The organism is Candidatus Pelagibacter sp. HIMB1746, assembly GCF_052047555.1.
Lineage (GTDB): Bacteria > Pseudomonadota > Alphaproteobacteria > Pelagibacterales > Pelagibacteraceae > Pelagibacter.
This window is the reverse complement of record NZ_JBNAJZ010000001.1, coordinates 1-18,237: the sequence shown is the minus strand read 5'-3', so window position 1 is coordinate 18,237 and position 18,237 is coordinate 1. Positions and strand designations below refer to the sequence as shown.

Genomic DNA, 18,237 nt, shown 5'->3' with positions numbered 1-18,237 from the left:
GCCTGGCAATGTCCTACTCTTCCATGTCTTAAGACAAAGTACCATCGGCGCTGAAAGGCTTAACTTCCGAGTTCGGAATGGTATCGGGTATTACTCTTTCGCAATAATTACCAGGCGTAATCTTTTACACTTTTAAGATTTGATTGTAAATATTATTATTACTTTTTTTCCTAAAATAATGACTAAATCCCAAAAAATTACTAAAATTTTGATGAGTTTACTTTTTATTCATATAATCATTCAAAATATTATTAATATCAAATTGTGGCTTAAAGCCTAATTTAAGTATTTTTTTATTATTTCCAATTAAATAATTAGATTTACTTTCCTTGTTAGTTATAGGGGGATTTACTTTGATCCTATTAATATCTCCTTTTAAATATTTTGCTATATCATTTAAACTTATAGATTTTGAACTGCAGATGTTGACCACACCACAAAATTCTTTATCTACAAGAATTTTAATCGCTGCACAAATATCTTTGGTGCTTAAAAAATCTCTATATTCTTTATTTAGTAAATTATTGTAAATTTTCTTTTTTTTTAGAATTTTATCATAAATTGAAGGTATAAAATATTTAATATTTTGTTTTGGATGGGTGAAACTAAAAATTCTAGCAATACAAATTTTTATATTTTTTTTATTTTTTAATAAATAATTTTCTGTTTCTAATTTTAATTTACCATAAAAATTTATAGGATTACATCTTGATTTTTCTGATAGTTTTTTTTTGGAAAAATTATAAACATGTGAAGTGGATGAAAAGAAAAACCAGGGTTTTAAATTATTATCTTTTAAAGCTTCAACCAAATTTTTAGTTCCAGTATAATTAATACTTTTAGCTTTTTTTTTGTTTTGATTTACTTCTTTAGTTGAAACCATTGCCGCTAAATGAATTATTATTTCAGGTTTGTGTTTTTTTACCCATCGATTAACATGCTTTTTTACACGGATATCATTTTTGAAAATAATAAAATTAAAATTATTTTTATAATACTTTCTAAACTCTGTGCCAAGAATACCTCTTCCACCTGTAATACCAATTTTTAATTTAATTTTTTTCAATTTTTAAAAGATTTTCACAAAGGTATTGTAAAGTTTTACTATTGATTTTTTTTGTATGTAATCCAATAAAAAAACCTCTTTTTTCGATCTCATCAGCATTAGGAAATTTTTTATTTTTGTTAAAATTATATAATTTTGCAGCAGGTTGATTTAAAAAATTTCCACTTAAAATAGGTCTTGTCTCAATTTTTTTTTGATCTAAAAATTTTAAAAAATAATTTTTATTTTTTAAAAATTCTTTATTTATCAATAGAGCAAATCCAAACCAACTTGGTTCAATTTTATTATTAATTTCAACAAACTGAAACTGGTTATCCCATTTATTAGATTTTTTTAAATAAGAAATAATCTTATTTCTATTTGAGTTTCTTATATTTTTAAAATATCTTAATTTTTTAAATTGGCTTAGTCCTATAGCTGCCTGTACCTCCGTTGGTCTTAAATTATATCCTGAGTTAATAAATAAAAACTTTTCATTTAAATTTTTATATTTCTTCTTATATTTTTTGTGAAAAATTGTATCTCTAGACCACCCATGTGATCTTAAAGATTTAAGTATATTGTAGTTTTCTAAATTATTACAAACAATCATTCCACCTTCACCAGACGTTATTTGATGAGAATAATAAAAAGAATAAGTTCCAAATTCTCCTATGGTTCCTAAAGATAGTTTGTTAAAATTTGCCCCAAGACTTTCACATGTATCTTCCAAAATTATTATATTTTTTTTTTTACAAATTTTTTTAATTTCATTCATATCTGATGAGATACCGAGCACATGAACACACATTATGGCTTTAGTATTTTTTGTAATTTTATTTTTTAAATCTTTAATAGAAATATTTAATGTATCTACATCGACATCAACGAAAACAGGTTTTAAGCCAAGTTGTACAATAGGCCATAAAGACGTAGACCAACAAATCGCAGGTATCAAAACTTCATCATTAAACTTTAGTTTTTTTTTATATAAAGGATTTACTATAGCAGACAACATCAATAAATTTGCAGATGAACCCGAATTAACCATTAAAGCATATTTTGAGCCAATTCTTTTTGCAAAAATTTTTTCAAAATTTTTTGTAATTTTTCCCATAGTGAGCTGTCTGCTTTTTAAAACTTTTACACCTTCATTAAGATCATGTTTTGTAAATGCATTTTCTAGTAGTGGATAATTCATTTTTAGGATTTAATTATCAATTTTTCTTAAAAAGTTAAATTTTATTAAAATTTGCATATTTTAAATTTACATATGACAGTTTATTACTTTTATCTTATTTTTTTTAATTTTTTTTCCCATAACAATGCTGACTTTAATATAATTTTAATATCATCAAATTTTGGCTTAAAAGAGAATTTTCTTTTAAATTTACTAATATTGCTTACTACGTGAGGCGTATCACCTAATCTCCTTGGTCCAATTTCAATTTTTATTTTTCTTCCCAATATTTTTTCTAAATTTTCTATAACCTCATTTACAGAATAACCTCTTCCATATCCGCAATTAAAAATATCAGACCTTTTAGATTTGATCATATAATTTAAACATTTTATATGCATTTCAGCTAAATCAGAAACGTGAATATAATCTCTTACTGGAGTTCCATCTCTAGTATTGTAATTATTTCCATTGATAATTAACTTTTTTTTCTTACCTACAGCTACTTCACACGCAACCTTAATTAAATGTGTTGAATATTTTGAAATTAAACCACTTCTTAACTTTGAATCGGCTCCTGCAACATTAAAATATCTTAAGATTACATAATTTAACTTTCCCTGTTTTTTTTTCTTAATCAAATAATTTTCAAATCTAAGTTTAGATTTTGCATATGGATTTATTGGGTTTAATTTATCATTTTCTCTTACTTCAATACTTTTTGGTTTTCCATAGACACTTGCTGTAGAGGAAAAAATAATTTTATTTAAGCCGTGAGAAATACATGTTTCAATAAAATCTTTTGATTTATTATAATTATATAAAAAATATTTTTTTGGAAATTTTACAGACTCATCTACCCTGATTAATCCAGCAAAGTGTAATACAGCGGTAAATGATTTTGAATTTAAGATTTTTGATATTTTTTTAGTATCATCAATGTCACAAATCTTAAGTATAGCTTTCTTAGGAACTAATTTTAAATTACCTGTAATAAGATTATCAATAATTGTCACTGAGAAACCAGAGTCAATTAATTTTTGAGCTACATGACTACCAATATAGCCGGCACCACCTGTTAACAATATATTTGGTTTCATTAAAATCTTATATCAATTAAGTATGGAATTTATGAGAAAAATTTTTGTAAGTTTAATATTATCTAACTGTCTTATTATTATTTGTAATTAATAAATTATACACAATCTTTATGAAATTCTCCTATATTTTAAGATTTATAATATAAATTTTCTTTATTAAGTATTGATAATGCTAAACCTATATGAAGCCAAAAAAACGATGCATTCCAAGAAGTAAAGAAGCTTCCTGATGTTATAAATGGAAACAAAGTAATTAGAATGAACACATAACATCCCACAAATATTGATTTAATGTCATCATTTAGTTCATGTTTTATCCTGCTGTATTTTACTAGTAAATATTTTAACAAATAGAAATATAAAACTACAAATATTATCAACCCAATAAGTCCTGTTTCTGACATAACCTGTAATAAAATATTATGTGAGTGCGTTGGAGAGCAATATGGGAAAATAGAATTTTTTTTATTATTATCCTCTAGTTTGACACATTCGTTATGATAGTTTTTTAAACCTGATCCTGTTAATTTATTTTTTTTCCATACGTCATAAGATGATTGAAATATTCTTCCATAGCTAGAATTTTGTATATTTAAAATTATTTGAATAGTTTCTTTAACTCTAGTTTTTAAAAATCGATTTTGTTCATAAAATATTAAACCTACACTTGATAATAAAACTATTAAAATAATTATTTTTTTAAAATCTAAGATAAATAATGAAGCAAAAAATATGGCTGAAAGAATAATTAGAAAGCTTAATCTTTCACCAGTAATGAAAATAGTTACAGATAATAAAATTATTAAAATTAATGATGATATTTTCATGTATAATTTGCCTGATTGAAATGTATATGCCAAGTAAAAAATAAGCGGATAAGATAACTTAGCTAGAAAGCTTCCGACTACTAATTCATCATTGAATACGCCTCCTAATCTGGCTATATGTGAAAATTTTGAAACCCCAGGTGTGAAATGTTCGGCTGGAAAACCAAAAAAATTTACTCCATTAAAAAATTGATAGATTACATCAAAACAAACAAAAATTAATATTAATTTCCATAAGAAAAATATTTTTTTATAATTAGAAAATAAATTTAAGTAAAATCCTAAAAATAATGAAAAAAGTAAAAATCTTATTTGTGAAAAACTTGCTTTAAAAGATTTAAATAAATCAATAGAAGAAAAACTAATGATAATCAAATAAATCCAAAAAATTAAAAAAATATATTCCCATTTTTCTCTAAAAATTTTTTCTTTGTTTTTAATTTTACGATATAAAAAATATATTGAACTTAATATAAGAAAAAAGTTAACAGAGGGAGCGCCTAAAATCAAAGCAACTGGAAAAATTAAAACAATATAAAATGCTATTTTATTATAATTATCCATCAGACTTATTTAAAATTTATTGTATACAAACCAGTTTATATTTATACAAATTAATTAAATGGAATTTTCAATTTTATTTAACTCAAAACTAATTAATTATCTATTCATATTTAATTTAGCTATATTTTTTTTTGCTATTTACGCTTTAACTAAAGCAAAAATTAATCATACTTTTTTCTTAAAAATTAGCGATCACTCTTATCATAACAATAAAATTTTTAATAATACTGGCCTAATCTTAGTACTCCTATTTTTATTTAATAATATTTTGCTATATAATTACTCAGAAGAATTTTCTCAATTATTTATAAATTATTCATCAAGATATTACTTACTTTTAATAAGTGTTTTTTTTTTATTGTTAATTTCTGTTTTAGACGAATTTAAACAAATAAATCCTACGATAAGATTAATTTTTCACATTACTATATGTTATCTAAGTCTTCCTATATTTAAATTTCCAATTTTAGAATTTCTACCTCAAAAGCTTGAACTTTTAATTATTGTTTATTTTTTTGTTTTAATAATTAATACTAATAATTTTATTGATGGATCCGATGGCGTCGTGGGTGTTTGCTCTTTTGTACTTTATTTGGGTATTATTATATTTTCATATTTAGAAAACCAAATATACCCAGCAACTTTAATTTCCGTTATAATGCTTTCTCTAATTTTACCTTTTTTAATTTTTAATTGGCCAAAAGCTAAGGTATTTCTTGGGGATACAGGAAGTATACCTATAGGATTTATAAACGGTTATCTTATAATTTTTTTTGCACAAATAGATTATATGTTTTTTGGGATTATTTTATTCTTATATCCTTTAGTTGACATAAACCTAACATTAATTAGAAAAACACTAAATGGAATACCGCCATGGGCAAGGTTGTTCGATTATTTTTTCTTAGCTCCTACAATTATTGGAGGTATGAGTCATTTTTATGTTCTAAAAAAAATAATAATAATATCGTTAATAAATCTTGTTTTTGCAATATTATATTATTTATATTTCAAAAATATTTTTTTTCTACTAGCTTTTATTCCAAACTTTTACCTTATTTACTTATTTAATAAGTTTCGAAAATAAAAAATACGAATTAATTTTTTTATAAAGCTAGGTGTTAAATGATAAATTGATTTTAACAACATGAGCATTATCATAATAAAAAAATTATTTAACCTATATCTGAATAATGAAAATTGTATTAAAATTTCACTTTTTACCAAATCAAATCCTGTTCTTCTTAATAAAAAATCTTCTTTTACATTCATAATAACAAGCGGTCTTTTTAAATTTTCAAGAACAGCTCCAGAATTGATCAACCTTATCCACAGATAATAATCTTCCATTCTATTAATTTCTTTATATCCTCCAATCGAAACTAATAGTTTTTTTTTAAACATTATCGTTGGATGATTCATTGGATTTCTAAATGATAAATTTTTTTTAATTTGTTGAAGTTTTAAAGGATTTTTTTTTAAGATTATTTTTCCCGAACTTAGATATTTCTCATAAACTGAGGATCCTAAAACTGAAATATACTTTTTGGAAGTGATAAATTTATACTGAATTTCAAATCTTTTTGATAATGAAATATCATCGCTATCTTGTATGGCCACTATTTCATAAGTTACAAATTTAAGAGCTTTGTTATAAGATTTTGAAATACCTAAATTCTTTGAATTTTTGATAATTTTTAAATTTTTAAATTTTTTTTGAAAATTTAAAGTTTCTTCAATTAATTTTTTTTTTTTTACACCATCTAAAACAATTATAATTTCTTTTGGTAAGCATGTTTGATTTAACAAGCTTTTAAGTGATTTTTTATACAATAAAATATCAATTCCATCATATAAAGACATGATGACAGAAAAATTTTTATATTTTTTTTTCAAATTCTAATTTTTAAGAAATACTTTCAAATCTTACTTTCAAAATTCTCTTAATAGTCCATATAGATGTTTCCAAGGGAGCCATTTTACTTTCTCCTACTCGCTCAAAATAATTTATATTTATGTGTTTCAATTTTAACTTTCTTTTATAAAACGAAAGCAATAACTCAACTGGTAAAGAAGGGCCATTAGCAAAATAATTTATGTTGTTTAACGTCTCTTTGTTATATGCTCTCATTCCAGAATGAAGATCTGGTATTTTTCTTAAAAATAATATGCTAGCAAATATTGAAAAAATTTTATTACCAATATAATTAATCAATCTCATATTTTGAGGTTTTCTTTCAAGTCTATTGCAATCTATTAGTTTATAATTTTCTTCAAAAATTAATTTGGATAAAAAATCAATTTTATCAGTTGGATATGTTGAGTCACAATCCATTGTTATTATAATTTCTTTTGTGCAAGATTTTAATGCAAGATCCATTGCTAAACCGTAGCCTTTTGGAGGAAATTGTTTTATTGCATTAACTCCAAGTTTTTCTGCTATTTCAAATGTATTATCCGTGCTACTATCCACCAAGATAATTTCAATTCTATCATCTATATTAAATATCTCTTCTACAATTTTTTTTATTGACCCCTCCTCATTCATTGAGATCATAGCAACACTAATTCTATCCCCATACTTTATCATAATTAAAATCTATAATTTTTTTTATTTGTAATTAAAAATTTAATTGTCTTTATAATAGTTTCCTTGCTTGAATTTTTATTATACCATCCAAATTTCCTAAATTTATTATCATTAATTCTCACTATTGGCACATCCCCTCTCCATCCTCTACTGCCTCCTGTATATTTTTTTTCAATTTTTTTTATTTTGAAAGCTTTTAAAGCTAAAGTTAAGATTTCATTTACTGATATAAAATCTCTGGTTGATAAATTATAAACTTGATGATTACTAAATTTTAAATTCTTTGCTTTAATCAAAGCACTAACAACATCAGAAACATGTAAATATGATTTACTTTGTTTACCGTTTCCAAGAATATTGATTTTATTTTTATTTTTAAATAATTTTCTCACAAAATCATAACAAACACCATGAGTGCAATTATCACCAGAAACATTAGCAAATCTAAATGAGATACCAGCTATTCCTACAAGGTTAGAATATGATGCAATTAGATTTTCGCAATACAATTTGCTTGCACCATAAGTTGAAATTGGGTTGGTAATAGTTTTATCCTCTACTAATGATTTTTTTTTTTTATCACCATATACACCACTACCTGAGGCAAAAATGATTTTTTTAATTTTATTTTTTCTCATAGCTTCCAAAACATTTCTTAGAAGAATGGTTCCCTCGACAAAATCAATATCAGGATTTTTAACAGCTGCTGCTATATCTGGATTTGCTGCAAAATGATAAACTAAATCAGTTTTTTTAATCGCACTATTTAGCTTCTTCTCATCTTTTAAATCAGCTTTAATAATTTTAATTTTTTTACTTTTTTTTAAAAACCATTTCTTTCCAGAGGAAAAATTATCATAAATGACAATTTTTTTTATTTTTCTATATTTTAGTATTTCGTTTACTAAATTACTTCCTATAAAACCAGCACCTCCAGATACAAATAAGTTCATTTATAATTTACTTGATTGATTCCCAAGTTGTTTTGTTTTCCATTAAATCTGGATGACTAACTAAAAAATGCCAAATTACCGAAGTTAAACCTTCGGTAATTGGTGTAACAAAATTACTATCATCAATATCAAAAACTAAACATACATCTGACTTCTTATTTGCGTATCCAGTTTCTTTGCCTATCACAGATATAATTTTACAACCAATTTCTTTAGAGTAATCAATACAATTTACTAGATTAACAGAGATATTTTTTTCTTTTGAACCTCCACCAACAGAATAAACCATTATTACATCATTAGAGTTTAATTTAGATCCTTTTAAATAATTTTTGTAAGAATTTTCCCAACCTTCATCATTAATTCTTGCCGTTAATTCAGACACATTGTCTGTGGGTGTAAATGATTGAAGGTTACAAATTTTTCTAAAATCATTAACTGCGTGACTGCAATGTCCGGCTGATCCTCCGACTCCAATTAAAAACAATCTACCATTATTATTTTTACATTGTACCAAAATTGATACCATTTTATCTAGAAGTTTAGTATTAACTTTACTTAATGATGAAATATTTTTATGAATAAATTTTTCTGAAAAGCTCATAATTAATTTCTTCCTAATATTACAGAACCATCGTAATCAAAATTATATTTGAGCTCCTGTAACTTTAAATTTTTCATTTTCGAACGTAGTCTTAACTTATCTTTTGTAATAAATAAAACAAATCCACCACCTCCTGCTCCAATTAATTTAGCTCCTAAAGCTCCATTTTTTAAACCATATTCAATTAAGCTATTGATGCTATTAGAACTCATATTTTTTGACCTTTTCATTTTATAGTTCCAATGTTCATTCATCAAATTTGCATAATCCTGAACAGAACCTCTTTTAAAAATACTTATCGTCTCTTTTGCTATATCTTTCACAAAATCTAATGATTGTATTAATTCTTTATTTTTCTTTTTTGTTTTTTTTTCTTGTTCTCCTAAAATTTTTTTTGATTGTCTTGTGTAACCTGTAAAATAAGTTAGAAAACTATCGTCTAATTCCTCACTAAAATCTTGAGAGATTTTTAATTCCTCAATTTTTGTTTTACCATTTTTTGAAATTTTTATTATCTTTAAACCTCCATAACTAGAAATAAAAGGATCCTGCTTACCAGAAGGTTCTTTTAAAATATCCATCTCAATTTTACATGCATTTTCAGCTAGCTCATATCTACTCAAATTTTTATTATAAAATGAATTCACAACGTTTATTAATCCTACCAAAAAAGTACCTGAAGATCCAAGTCCTGTTCCAGCTGGAACATCTGAAATACTTGATATTTCCAAATAATCAGGAATTTTAAAAAAATTTAATGTTTCTCTTATTGCATTATGTTTTATTAAGCCTATTGTTTTTTTTTTTTCTATTTCAGAGTATTTTAATAAAAAATTCTTCTTCCAAGTCTTGTTAACTGTTACGTAAATGTATTTATTTATTGCAGCACTAATTACTAATCCTCCTTTTAAATTATAGTATGATGGTAAATCGGTCCCACCACCTGCAAGTGAAATTCTTAATGGTGATCTGCTAAGAAACATAGACTAATTATATTTAATTTTAATTATTTTATTTTTATATATACGTATATGTGTGAAAAAAAAACCACCTATCATCATACTTGCTGGCGGAAAAGCAACAAGATTAAGACCTATAACCAAAAATATACCTAAATCAATGGTTTTGATAAACAATAAACCATTTTTGTATTACCAATTAAAACAACTATTACGATTTAATTTTGAAAAAATAATTATTTCTACAGGGTATAAAAGTCAGGTTATTGAAAAATATATTGATAAAAAATTTAAGAATGAATCTATATCAATAATCAAGGATACCAAATATTGTTCTGGAACGGGTGGTGCAATAAAAAATTGTCTAAAAATTATAAACAACGATTTTTTTGTTATTTATGGAGATAGCTATCTAAATATAAATTATGACAAAGTTTATAAAAAATTCTTAAAAAATAAAAAACATTTACTAATTACTGCTCTTAAAAACAAAAACAAATACGATAAAAGTAATTTATTTATAAAAAATAATAAAATTCTTGAATATAATAAAAATTCTAATAAGGCAGAGCATATTGATTATGGTGTTTTGTGTATTAATAAAGAAGCTTTTAAAGGTATAAAAAATTCTAGATTTGATTTGAAAAAAATAATAGTGAAACAAATTCAAAATAGCAATGTTTCTTTTTTTGAAGCAAAAAGAAGATTTTATGAAATTGGAAACAAAATTTCCTTAAAAGAATTTAAAAAATATGCAAAAAAAAAATTGTGATCTAGTTGTTCTTCTTTTGGCTCATAATGAAGAAAAAACAATCGTTAAAGAAATACTTAATATAATAAAAGTTTTAAAAGGAATAAAATTTAAAATTATAGTAGTAGAGGATGGTAGCAAAGATGAAACAACGAAAAAATTAAAATCTCTAAGAAAAAAAATTACTTTGATTTCCTCAAAAAAAAGACTTGGTTATACAAAAGCTCTTTTGAAAGGAATTAACGCTTCCAATTCTAAATTTATTTTACATAGTGATACTGGAAATAAATTTGATCATAGAGAAATAGTTAATTTTTATAATATTATTTCCAAAAAGAAATTTGACCTAATTGCAGGTAATAGAGTACAAAGGTTTGATAGTTTGTTTAGACAAATTTTAACTAAAGGCCTAACTGTTTATTGTAACATATTTTTTAATACAAATTACAAAGATTATGATTGTGGATTTAAGATGTATCGGACAAGTGTTTTAAAAGAAATACTTAGAAGTGGTCTTGTGGCAAAAAATTTAATTTCAAGTGAAATTTTTTTAAAATTTATTTTTAATAAAAAAAAAATAAAACAAGTTGATATAAAATATTTTGCATCAAAAAACAGGGTTTCTAGAGGTCTTCCATACTTTAAAATTTTTAGAGTTATATTTGAAACTATTTTAAATTATCAAAAAATAAAAAAACAAATAATATGAAAAAAAAAATTATAGCAGTTTTAGGGGGCGGTATCTCTGGATTAGCTTTCTCAGCAAATTCAAACCATCAAACAATAATCATTGAAAAAGAAAAAAAATGTGGAGGACATTGCCAAACAAAATTAGAAAAAAATTTTACTTATGACATTGGAGGACCACATATTTTATTTTCAAAAAACAAAAAAATATTAAAATATATGGTAAAGTTACTTAAAAATAATATTTTAATTGGAAAAAGAGATAATAAAATTTTCTATAAGGGAAAATTATTAAAATACCCTTTTGAGAATGGAATAAATGATTTATCCCCAAAAGAAAAATTTAATTGTTTAAACGATTTTATTTTTAATAAAAACAAAGAAAATAAACCTAAGAATTTTAAGGACTGGTTATATTTCAATTTTGGAAATTTTTTAACTAACGAGTATCTCCTACCTTATAATGAAAAAATTTGGAACACTAAAGCAGAAAAAATGGATTTTGACTGGGTTGATGGAAGAGTTCCAATTTCATCTAACCAAGAATTAATTAAAACTGCTGTTGGAATACCAACTGAAGGATATACTCATCAACTATATTTCTATTATCCAAAAAAAGGAGGATATGAAGAATTTTGCAAAGCTTTAGAGAGAAAATGTAAAAATATAAAAACTAATTTTACAATTCAGAATATTTATAAAGTGAAAAAAAAATGGATAATTGAGAGCAAAAATGAAAGAATTGTTTGTGATGAAATTGTATCAACCATTCCAATAAAAGATCTATTAACTTATTTCTTAAAGGTACCACAAAAAGTTTTAAAGGCATCAAAAAATCTAAAATCTAATTCACTTATTCAAATTAGTTTAGGTTTCAAAACAAATAAAAAAATACCTTATACAGCTATTTATTTTCCTAATAAGAATTATTTATTTCATAGAGTATCCTTCCCACACAATTTTTCGAAAAATTGTGTTCCTAAAAATCATATTTTGATTAACTTTGAGATTACTGTCAACGAAGGTGATGGAATTTATGAAAAAAGTGATAAATTTTTTATTAATCATTGTTACAAAAAGATTTTGGAAACAAACTTATTAAAAAATGTAAAATTGCGATACACAAATGTTGAAAGAACAGAGTATGCTTATGTTGTTAGAGACTTTAAACATAAACAAAATTTAAATACATGTTTAAACTTTATTAATAAAAAAGGGATTTACTCTCTAGGAAGAAATGCTCAGTTTTTGTATATAAATTCAGATGAGGCGGTGAGAAGAGGAATAGAACTAGCTAAAAAATTTAATGGAAAATAATAAAGCTTTTTTTTTTGATAGAGATGGTGTTTTAAATAAAGCAGTAATAAAGAATAAAAAACCTTATCCACCAAAAAATTTGGAGGAACTTATTATTGATGAAGACGCTTTTGAAATAATAAAGTTTCTAAAAAAAAAAAAATTTAAAATTTTTGTATTTACAAACCAACCTGATGTAGCAAAAAAAAAAATAAAAAAAAAGGAAGTTATTAAAATAAATAATTTTATCTCAAAAAAACTTTTAATTGATGAATTATTTGTCTGTTATTGTTCAACAGATGAGTGCTTCAGACGTAAACCAAACCCAGGAATGATATTTGACGCTAAAAAAAAATGGAATATAAATTTGAAAGAAAGTTACGTTGTAGGTGATAGGTACAAAGATATAGAAGCTGGTATTAACGCTGGAACGAAAACTATATATATAAACAACAATTATAACGAAAAAAAACCAAAAAATTTTAATCACTTAATAAAAACTTTAAAAGACATCAAAAAAATTATAAGAAGCTAATATGCATAAATTAAAAATTAAAATATTTGCTGATGGAGCAGATGAAAAACATATGTTGGACTTAAATAAGCTCAAACATATTAAAGGCTTGACAACAAATCCAAGTCTAATGAAAAAAGCAGGAATTAAAAACTACAGTGTTTTTGCAAAAAAAATTTTAAAAAAAATTAAAATAAAACCTATATCATTTGAAGTGTTCTCAGATAAACATGAGGAAATGTATAAGCAAGCTAAAATAATTTCTTCATGGGGGAAAAATGTATATGTTAAAATACCGATAACAAATTCTAAAGGCAAAAGTTGTCATAAGATCATTAAGAAACTCTCAGATGAAAAAGTTAATTTAAACATAACAGCTGTTTTTACTATTAGTCAGGTTAAAATTTTAAAAAATAATTTAAATCCTAAATCAAAAAGTATAATTTCTATTTTTGCTGGAAGAATTGCAGACACAGGAAGAAACCCAGCCGACATAATTAAACAAAGTGTTAAAATGTTTTCAAAACATAAAAATGTAGAAATTTTATGGGCAAGCACTAGAGAGTTATTTAATATATTTGAGGCTAATAATTTGAAATGTCAAATTATAACTGTCACACCTGATATTCTAAAAAAAATAAAACTGATTAATTACAACTTAAATAAATACTCTCTCGATACGATAAAAGATTTTTACAATGATGCAAAAGCTGTTGGATATAAAATTTAATAATCCAAATTTCTAATACATTGTCTTAAAGTTTTTTCTAATGGAGTATTTTTAAATAGCTTTTCCCTTTTTGCATCTACACTATCAAAATAAGAAAATTTACCTATATTTTTAATCTGATTTATATTTAAAGGGAAAGGTACCAAAAAATTTAGTCCAGTATACTTAAATAAATTATAAAGAAATATAAAAAAACTTTTTGATAACATTAAACTAAAATCTATTCTATTTGATATTTGTCTTACTTTTTTTACTAAATCTTTAATTTTTATATTGTGACCACTTAAAATATAAGTCTTATTATTTTTTTTCTTTAAAATCAGAGCTATTGACTTGCAAACATCTGTAACGTTAACAAGATTAATACCACCATTAACATAAATACCAATTGGAGTCTTAATCATATTTTTAATATTTGATGTAGAAGGTGTAATTCTAAAATCATTCAAACCAATCATGGAACTTGGCAAAACTAAAGATATTGGAAATTTATATTTTTTGATTTCATCTTTAACTATTTTGTAGGAAGTTAATTTAGAATTTACATACGGATCATTTGAAGAATTGATTATTTTTAAATTTTTTTTGATATTTTCATAATAATTAAGACCAAGCACTGAAACTGAACTAATATAGATACCTTTATCGATTTTAAGTTTTAAAAAAAGTTTACAAAAATTTTCTGCACTTTTTATTGCAGTATCTAGTGTAATATCTCTCAATTTTTCATCATGAGAATATATTGCGGCTGCATGTATTATATAGTTTTTTCCAATTGATGCAGAGTAAAAATCCTCAAATTTAGTAACATCACCATATATTATTTTAATATTATTTTTTTGTAATCTTTTTATATTTGAATTTTTTCTACAAAAAGCAAAAACATTATATTTTTTTTTTAGTTCCAAACATAAATTAAACCCCAAGTGCCCAGTAGCACCTGTAACTAATGCTTTTTTCATAAATAAATTTATTGTAACTTCTTTTTTCTACCAAATAACTTTTCTACTAAACTTCCAAATTTTCTATGTCTGAAAAAAGTGTTATCATCATACATAAACTTTTCTAAAAACATAACATCAAAAATTTTTAAAGCTTGTCTTTCAACTTCATTAGGTCCATCCAATGAACAGGTGCTACAATAATCAACATTTTCTCTTCCACTAACATGAAGTTTTCTGTAGTTTTTTGCCTTTTCACTATTCCATATTTCTTGAAGACTTTGTTCAGGAAACTTTCCATAAGTATCTTGATTATCAAAATATCTAGTACAGGGCACGACTTCACCATTCCAAGTAATTGTTAATAATCTCCAAGGTTTTTCACATAAAATTCTATCTGGATCAGTTGGCTTTTCATTTGTGGAAAGATTGTTAATTTCCTCAACTTTTCCGCCCCATTCGTTAAAAGGTTTGTTTGAAAATGTAATATCATATTTATCGAACTTATTTTTCAAAACTTCAATCGCATTTTCATTACCTTTCATCGAAATTGTTTGCGCAACTATATGAACTTTAGAATTTAATTTTTTTCTCAAGTCTAAAAAATTGAATATATTTTTTTCAACATTTTTCCAACCTGCAACTTTTGTGTAAATACCTACTCCTGGTCTAATTTTGTCATAACTTTCCTCAGTAGCACCATCCAGTGATAAAGTCAGAAAATCTAACTTTGAATTAAGTATTCTTTCAGAAATTTTTTCATTCAATAAAGTTCCGTTAGTTGACATACCAACTTGCAAACCATTTTCAGAAGCATAGTCTATCATATCTGTAATCTTTTTATGCAGTAACGATTCTCCAAACTGATGCAAATATACAAACTCTGCTGGAGTATGTTTTAATTCATCAATTATAGATTTATATAAATCTAAATTCATCATACCTTTTATTCTTTGCATCTCGTTAGGTTGTGGACACATTATACAGCCAAGATTACAATGATTTGTAGGCTCAATGTGAATCATATTTGGAAATGAAGCTAATTCATTTTTTTTTTTTGAATATTCTTTTATGACTTTAAATCTATTAAACACTTTATTTAACGAAAAAGTATTTCTGTTTAAATATTTGATGAAATTTAACATTATTTTTTTTTTGGTCTTAATATAACATAAAAAGTTGGCTGTCTATTTATTAGATAATAAAAAAATTGGATTGAAAAAGATATTAATTTATAGAATTTTTGGCTCATTTTAAATGAATAAATCCAATAAAGTTGATTCGGAAGCTTTAAAAATTTAGTAAGATAATATGATTTATTTAATTTTTTTTTTATTAAATCGAAATTAACGTTTATTCCTTTTAGATGAGAATAATTTTCAAAAACTATTAAACCCTTTTTTGAAAGAAGTTTTGAGACTGAATTAATATTCAATATAATTTTTTTTAAATCATTGTTCCGTGTAAATGGATAGCACTCTCTTAAATAAATAATATCAAACTCACCCTCATTTTTTTTTTTTAAGTCACTTAAAAATTTACACTTAAAATTAATTTTTTTAAAATTTTTGGAGGCAAATTTTATTGCATATCTTGAAGGATCAACACCTATAATTTTTTTTAATTTAAAAATTTTACTTAGTGAATACGTAATATGACCAGTACCACAACCGATATCTATTATAGTATTTGGTTCAAAATTAAACATAAGTGATAAAATTCCTTTTAAATTTTTTGCTATATAAATTGTTTTTTTTTTATTTATTTCACTATGACTTTTGACCCAATTAAAATTCTTTTTTTTGTATAAGGCATAATAAGCTCCATAAGAGGTGTTATTCTTAAATATTCCAAAATCCACTAATTTTTTTTGATTTATTTGTAACTTTTTAATCTGCAAATTACTAAAATCTTCTTTTAGTTTTGAATAATAATTATCTTTTTTTATAAGGTCCTTATGCTTCAATTTCATCATACAGTGTTTCATAATTTTGGCCAAGGTGAAACCAAGTATTTTTTTTTGAGAACGAAATGCAATTTTTTTTCATTTGAAGAAATTTTTTTTTGTTAATTGATAAGATATTTTTTTCAAATTTATAATCATTGTATAATACCCCAACTTTATTTTTTTTTAAAAAATCTCTAAATATCTCAATATTTGAACAAATTATTGGCAAACCATAAGATAAAGATATATGCATAGGGCCAGCAGATCCTGCATAACCTTTTTTATAAGGCAAAAGTAAATAGTCATGACTTAAAAATAAATTTTCTAACTCTTTTTTATGAAAGTATTTATTTTTGATTGTTATTTTTAAATTTTTGTACTTCATTAATTGATACATACTTTTAGCATTCACTTTTCCGGCAATTGTAAGAGTTAGTTTTTGAAGCTTATTTTTTTTGATAAAATCAATTATTCCCTTATCTTCTCTAACCAAACCAAAAAATAAAATTTTTTTATTATATGTTTGGTTTAAATTATTTTTTTTTACAATTTCACATGGATAATTAAATACCTTAATTGTATTTTTAAAAATTTTGGATAGTTTATTTTTATGGTTTTGTGAATGAACAACAATTTTCACTGGAAAAAGATTTAATAAAAAAATTACAATTATAAATAAGAATCTTTGAAAAAATATAATAAGATTTTTAAAGAATGAATTACTGAAAGTGGGATTAATTGAGTGAATCGTAATTATGACATTTGGTAATCTAAATATATTAAGAATAAAATATATTAATATAGAAATTGGTTCAAATTCTAAAAAATGGATAGTTTTTATTTGACTTTTATTTTTATAGCTAAAAGTTATAAATAAAATAACCCTCAAAAAATTAAGTACTCTTGAAAGTATAAAGTAAATAAAATTATACCTATAATCTTTAACTACAGTTTTAATAAATATTGAACGATTAATTTTTCTTAATTTATTATCACAGTAAATTTTAATTGAATTTCTAATTTTAAGATTATTTATATAATCATAATAATGACCGTCCCAATCACAATAAGGCTGAATTATTAATTTCAATTTTTTAACTCTCTATTATTTATTATATTTTCAATAAAAAAATAACATTTATGATATAATCCAACTTTATCTTTTTTTAATTCTAAGGAACTTATTGTTTTATCTTCATTTTGGTAAATTTTTACTAAATTTTTATCTATATTATACACGGTGGGATTTACATAATTAATATAAATTATGTTTATAAAAATAACTAGAAGAAAAAAAATTTTTATTTTTTTTTCTTTTACATAATCATTAATTAACAAAATTACTTGCAAAAAAACAGTTGTTAAAAAAAACATCATCATAAAATTATGTGGAATTATTTGTTTTGCGAAAATAAGATAAAATAAAATAGATGAGATATTCAAATTAAATAAACTTTTTCTTTTTCTATAAAAATAAAAAAAAGAAATTAAATATAAAATTAAAAAAATAAATCCTAAATTATCACGTATTTCAGCGTAGAATAAATA

Annotated in this window: 20 protein-coding genes and 1 rRNA gene; 6 read left to right on the top strand and 15 right to left on the bottom strand. The window is 23.6% G+C overall.

What is annotated here, in order from left to right; genetic code table 11:
• The 5 genes from rrf to ACTTBM_RS00085 form a co-directional block, all read right to left on the bottom strand.
• Positions 1 to 115, bottom strand: a 5S ribosomal RNA gene (gene rrf / locus ACTTBM_RS00105).
• Between the two features lie 102 nt (positions 116 to 217).
• Entirely contained in the window at positions 218 to 1,066 is an 849-nt protein-coding gene (locus ACTTBM_RS00100; RefSeq protein ID WP_440634205.1) for an NAD-dependent epimerase/dehydratase family protein, read from the bottom strand.
• Positions 1,053 to 2,246 carry a DegT/DnrJ/EryC1/StrS family aminotransferase gene (locus tag ACTTBM_RS00095; protein ID WP_440634204.1) on the bottom strand — a complete coding sequence of 398 codons (1,194 nt, stop codon included), beginning with the start codon at positions 2,244 to 2,246 and terminating at the stop codon, positions 1,053 to 1,055. Before ACTTBM_RS00095 ends, ACTTBM_RS00100 begins: the two co-directional genes overlap by 14 nt.
• Before the next feature lie 89 nt (positions 2,247 to 2,335).
• Positions 2,336 to 3,325: a UDP-glucose 4-epimerase GalE gene (gene galE / locus ACTTBM_RS00090; protein ID WP_440634203.1), complete on the bottom strand. Its 990-nt coding sequence runs from the start codon at positions 3,323 to 3,325 to the stop codon at positions 2,336 to 2,338.
• Between the two features lie 128 nt (positions 3,326 to 3,453).
• Positions 3,454 to 4,716, bottom strand: coding sequence for an O-antigen ligase family protein (locus ACTTBM_RS00085; protein ID WP_440634202.1), 1,263 nt, complete (start codon positions 4,714 to 4,716; stop codon positions 3,454 to 3,456).
• A 58-nt stretch (positions 4,717 to 4,774) separates the two neighbouring features.
• On the opposite strand from ACTTBM_RS00085, the gene ACTTBM_RS00080 reads away from it, so the two are divergent.
• Positions 4,775 to 5,803 carry a hypothetical protein gene (locus tag ACTTBM_RS00080; protein ID WP_440634201.1) on the top strand — a complete coding sequence of 343 codons (1,029 nt, stop codon included), beginning with the start codon at positions 4,775 to 4,777 and terminating at the stop codon, positions 5,801 to 5,803.
• On the opposite strand, the gene ACTTBM_RS00075 is transcribed toward ACTTBM_RS00080, so the two are convergent.
• From ACTTBM_RS00075 to ACTTBM_RS00055, 5 genes are read right to left on the bottom strand one after another with little or no spacing between them, the layout of a single operon-like run.
• Complete coding sequence (locus ACTTBM_RS00075) at positions 5,776 to 6,612, bottom strand: glycosyltransferase (RefSeq protein ID WP_440634200.1); 837 nt, start codon at positions 6,610 to 6,612, stop codon at positions 5,776 to 5,778. The two genes, ACTTBM_RS00080 and ACTTBM_RS00075, sit on opposite strands and share 28 nt — an antisense overlap.
• Positions 6,613 to 6,622: 10 nt before the next feature.
• Entirely contained in the window at positions 6,623 to 7,306 is a 684-nt protein-coding gene (locus ACTTBM_RS00070; protein ID WP_440634199.1) for a glycosyltransferase, read from the bottom strand.
• A 2-nt stretch (positions 7,307 to 7,308) separates the two neighbouring features.
• On the bottom strand, positions 7,309 to 8,259 hold the full coding sequence (locus ACTTBM_RS00065) for an NAD-dependent epimerase/dehydratase family protein (RefSeq protein WP_440634198.1): 951 nt from the start codon (positions 8,257 to 8,259) through the stop codon (positions 7,309 to 7,311).
• A 7-nt stretch (positions 8,260 to 8,266) separates the two neighbouring features.
• Complete coding sequence (locus ACTTBM_RS00060; protein ID WP_440634197.1) at positions 8,267 to 8,863, bottom strand: SIS domain-containing protein; 597 nt, start codon at positions 8,861 to 8,863, stop codon at positions 8,267 to 8,269.
• A gap of 2 nt (positions 8,864 to 8,865) precedes the next feature.
• Positions 8,866 to 9,846, bottom strand: a complete 981-nt coding sequence (locus tag ACTTBM_RS00055) for a GHMP family kinase ATP-binding protein (protein WP_440634196.1) — start codon at positions 9,844 to 9,846, stop codon at positions 8,866 to 8,868.
• Between the two features lie 52 nt (positions 9,847 to 9,898).
• Between ACTTBM_RS00055 and ACTTBM_RS00050 the strand changes: the two genes are divergently transcribed.
• From ACTTBM_RS00050 to ACTTBM_RS00030, 5 genes are read left to right on the top strand one after another with little or no spacing between them, the layout of a single operon-like run.
• Positions 9,899 to 10,594 (top strand): sugar phosphate nucleotidyltransferase, encoded by a 696-nt coding sequence (locus ACTTBM_RS00050; RefSeq protein WP_440634195.1) that lies wholly within the window; start codon positions 9,899 to 9,901, stop codon positions 10,592 to 10,594.
• Positions 10,575 to 11,282, top strand: a complete 708-nt coding sequence (locus tag ACTTBM_RS00045) for a glycosyltransferase family 2 protein (protein ID WP_440634194.1) — start codon at positions 10,575 to 10,577, stop codon at positions 11,280 to 11,282. Before ACTTBM_RS00050 ends, ACTTBM_RS00045 begins: the two co-directional genes overlap by 20 nt.
• Positions 11,279 to 12,577: a protoporphyrinogen/coproporphyrinogen oxidase gene (locus tag ACTTBM_RS00040; protein ID WP_440634193.1), complete on the top strand. Its 1,299-nt coding sequence runs from the start codon at positions 11,279 to 11,281 to the stop codon at positions 12,575 to 12,577. The genes ACTTBM_RS00045 and ACTTBM_RS00040 overlap by 4 nt, the downstream gene beginning before the upstream one ends.
• A complete protein-coding gene (locus ACTTBM_RS00035; RefSeq protein ID WP_440634192.1) occupies positions 12,567 to 13,091 on the top strand; it encodes an HAD-IIIA family hydrolase in 525 nt (174 codons plus the stop codon). Before ACTTBM_RS00040 ends, ACTTBM_RS00035 begins: the two co-directional genes overlap by 11 nt.
• 1 nt (position 13,092) lies before the next feature.
• On the top strand, positions 13,093 to 13,800 hold the full coding sequence (locus ACTTBM_RS00030) for a transaldolase (protein WP_440634190.1): 708 nt from the start codon (positions 13,093 to 13,095) through the stop codon (positions 13,798 to 13,800).
• Here the strand turns inward: ACTTBM_RS00030 and ACTTBM_RS00025 are convergent.
• The 5 genes from ACTTBM_RS00025 to ACTTBM_RS00005 all read right to left on the bottom strand — a co-directional run.
• Positions 13,797 to 14,762 (bottom strand): NAD-dependent epimerase/dehydratase family protein, encoded by a 966-nt coding sequence (locus ACTTBM_RS00025; RefSeq protein WP_440634189.1) that lies wholly within the window; start codon positions 14,760 to 14,762, stop codon positions 13,797 to 13,799. The genes ACTTBM_RS00030 and ACTTBM_RS00025 overlap by 4 nt on opposite strands.
• Positions 14,763 to 14,770: 8 nt before the next feature.
• On the bottom strand, positions 14,771 to 15,886 hold the full coding sequence (locus ACTTBM_RS00020; RefSeq protein WP_440634188.1) for a radical SAM protein: 1,116 nt from the start codon (positions 15,884 to 15,886) through the stop codon (positions 14,771 to 14,773).
• The gene (locus ACTTBM_RS00015; protein WP_440634187.1) at positions 15,886 to 16,716 is read right to left on the bottom strand and encodes a class I SAM-dependent methyltransferase; all 831 of its coding nucleotides are present in this window, start codon (positions 16,714 to 16,716) and stop codon (positions 15,886 to 15,888) included. Before ACTTBM_RS00015 ends, ACTTBM_RS00020 begins: the two co-directional genes overlap by 1 nt.
• Positions 16,697 to 17,329, bottom strand: a complete 633-nt coding sequence (locus ACTTBM_RS00010; RefSeq protein ID WP_440634186.1) for a glycosyltransferase — start codon at positions 17,327 to 17,329, stop codon at positions 16,697 to 16,699. Before ACTTBM_RS00010 ends, ACTTBM_RS00015 begins: the two co-directional genes overlap by 20 nt.
• 446 nt (positions 17,330 to 17,775) lie before the next feature.
• Positions 17,776 to 18,237: hypothetical protein (locus ACTTBM_RS00005; RefSeq protein WP_440634185.1), on the bottom strand; the 462-nt coding region annotated here is incomplete at its 5' end.

Excerpts from the sequence above, each read along its gene's own strand:
- ACTTBM_RS00030 (WP_440634190.1), top strand. The coding sequence starts at position 13,093 with ATGCATAAATTAAAAATTAAAATATTTGCTGATGGAGCAGATGAAAAA.
- ACTTBM_RS00015 (WP_440634187.1), bottom strand. The coding sequence starts at position 16,716 with ATGATGAAATTGAAGCATAAGGACCTTATAAAAAAAGATAATTATTAT.
- ACTTBM_RS00065 (WP_440634198.1), bottom strand. The coding sequence starts at position 8,259 with ATGAACTTATTTGTATCTGGAGGTGCTGGTTTTATAGGAAGTAATTTA.
- ACTTBM_RS00085 (WP_440634202.1), bottom strand. The coding sequence starts at position 4,716 with ATGGATAATTATAATAAAATAGCATTTTATATTGTTTTAATTTTTCCA.
- ACTTBM_RS00070 (WP_440634199.1), bottom strand. The coding sequence starts at position 7,306 with ATGATAAAGTATGGGGATAGAATTAGTGTTGCTATGATCTCAATGAAT.
- ACTTBM_RS00060 (WP_440634197.1), bottom strand. The coding sequence starts at position 8,863 with ATGAGCTTTTCAGAAAAATTTATTCATAAAAATATTTCATCATTAAGT.
- ACTTBM_RS00045 (WP_440634194.1), top strand. The coding sequence starts at position 10,575 with ATGCAAAAAAAAAATTGTGATCTAGTTGTTCTTCTTTTGGCTCATAAT.
- ACTTBM_RS00095 (WP_440634204.1), bottom strand. The coding sequence starts at position 2,246 with ATGAATTATCCACTACTAGAAAATGCATTTACAAAACATGATCTTAAT.
- ACTTBM_RS00080 (WP_440634201.1), top strand. The coding sequence starts at position 4,775 with ATGGAATTTTCAATTTTATTTAACTCAAAACTAATTAATTATCTATTC.
- ACTTBM_RS00025 (WP_440634189.1), bottom strand. The coding sequence starts at position 14,762 with ATGAAAAAAGCATTAGTTACAGGTGCTACTGGGCACTTGGGGTTTAAT.
- ACTTBM_RS00055 (WP_440634196.1), bottom strand. The coding sequence starts at position 9,846 with ATGTTTCTTAGCAGATCACCATTAAGAATTTCACTTGCAGGTGGTGGG.
- ACTTBM_RS00020 (WP_440634188.1), bottom strand. The coding sequence starts at position 15,886 with ATGTTAAATTTCATCAAATATTTAAACAGAAATACTTTTTCGTTAAAT.
- galE (WP_440634203.1), bottom strand. The coding sequence starts at position 3,325 with ATGAAACCAAATATATTGTTAACAGGTGGTGCCGGCTATATTGGTAGT.
- ACTTBM_RS00035 (WP_440634192.1), top strand. The coding sequence starts at position 12,567 with ATGGAAAATAATAAAGCTTTTTTTTTTGATAGAGATGGTGTTTTAAAT.
- ACTTBM_RS00040 (WP_440634193.1), top strand. The coding sequence starts at position 11,279 with ATGAAAAAAAAAATTATAGCAGTTTTAGGGGGCGGTATCTCTGGATTA.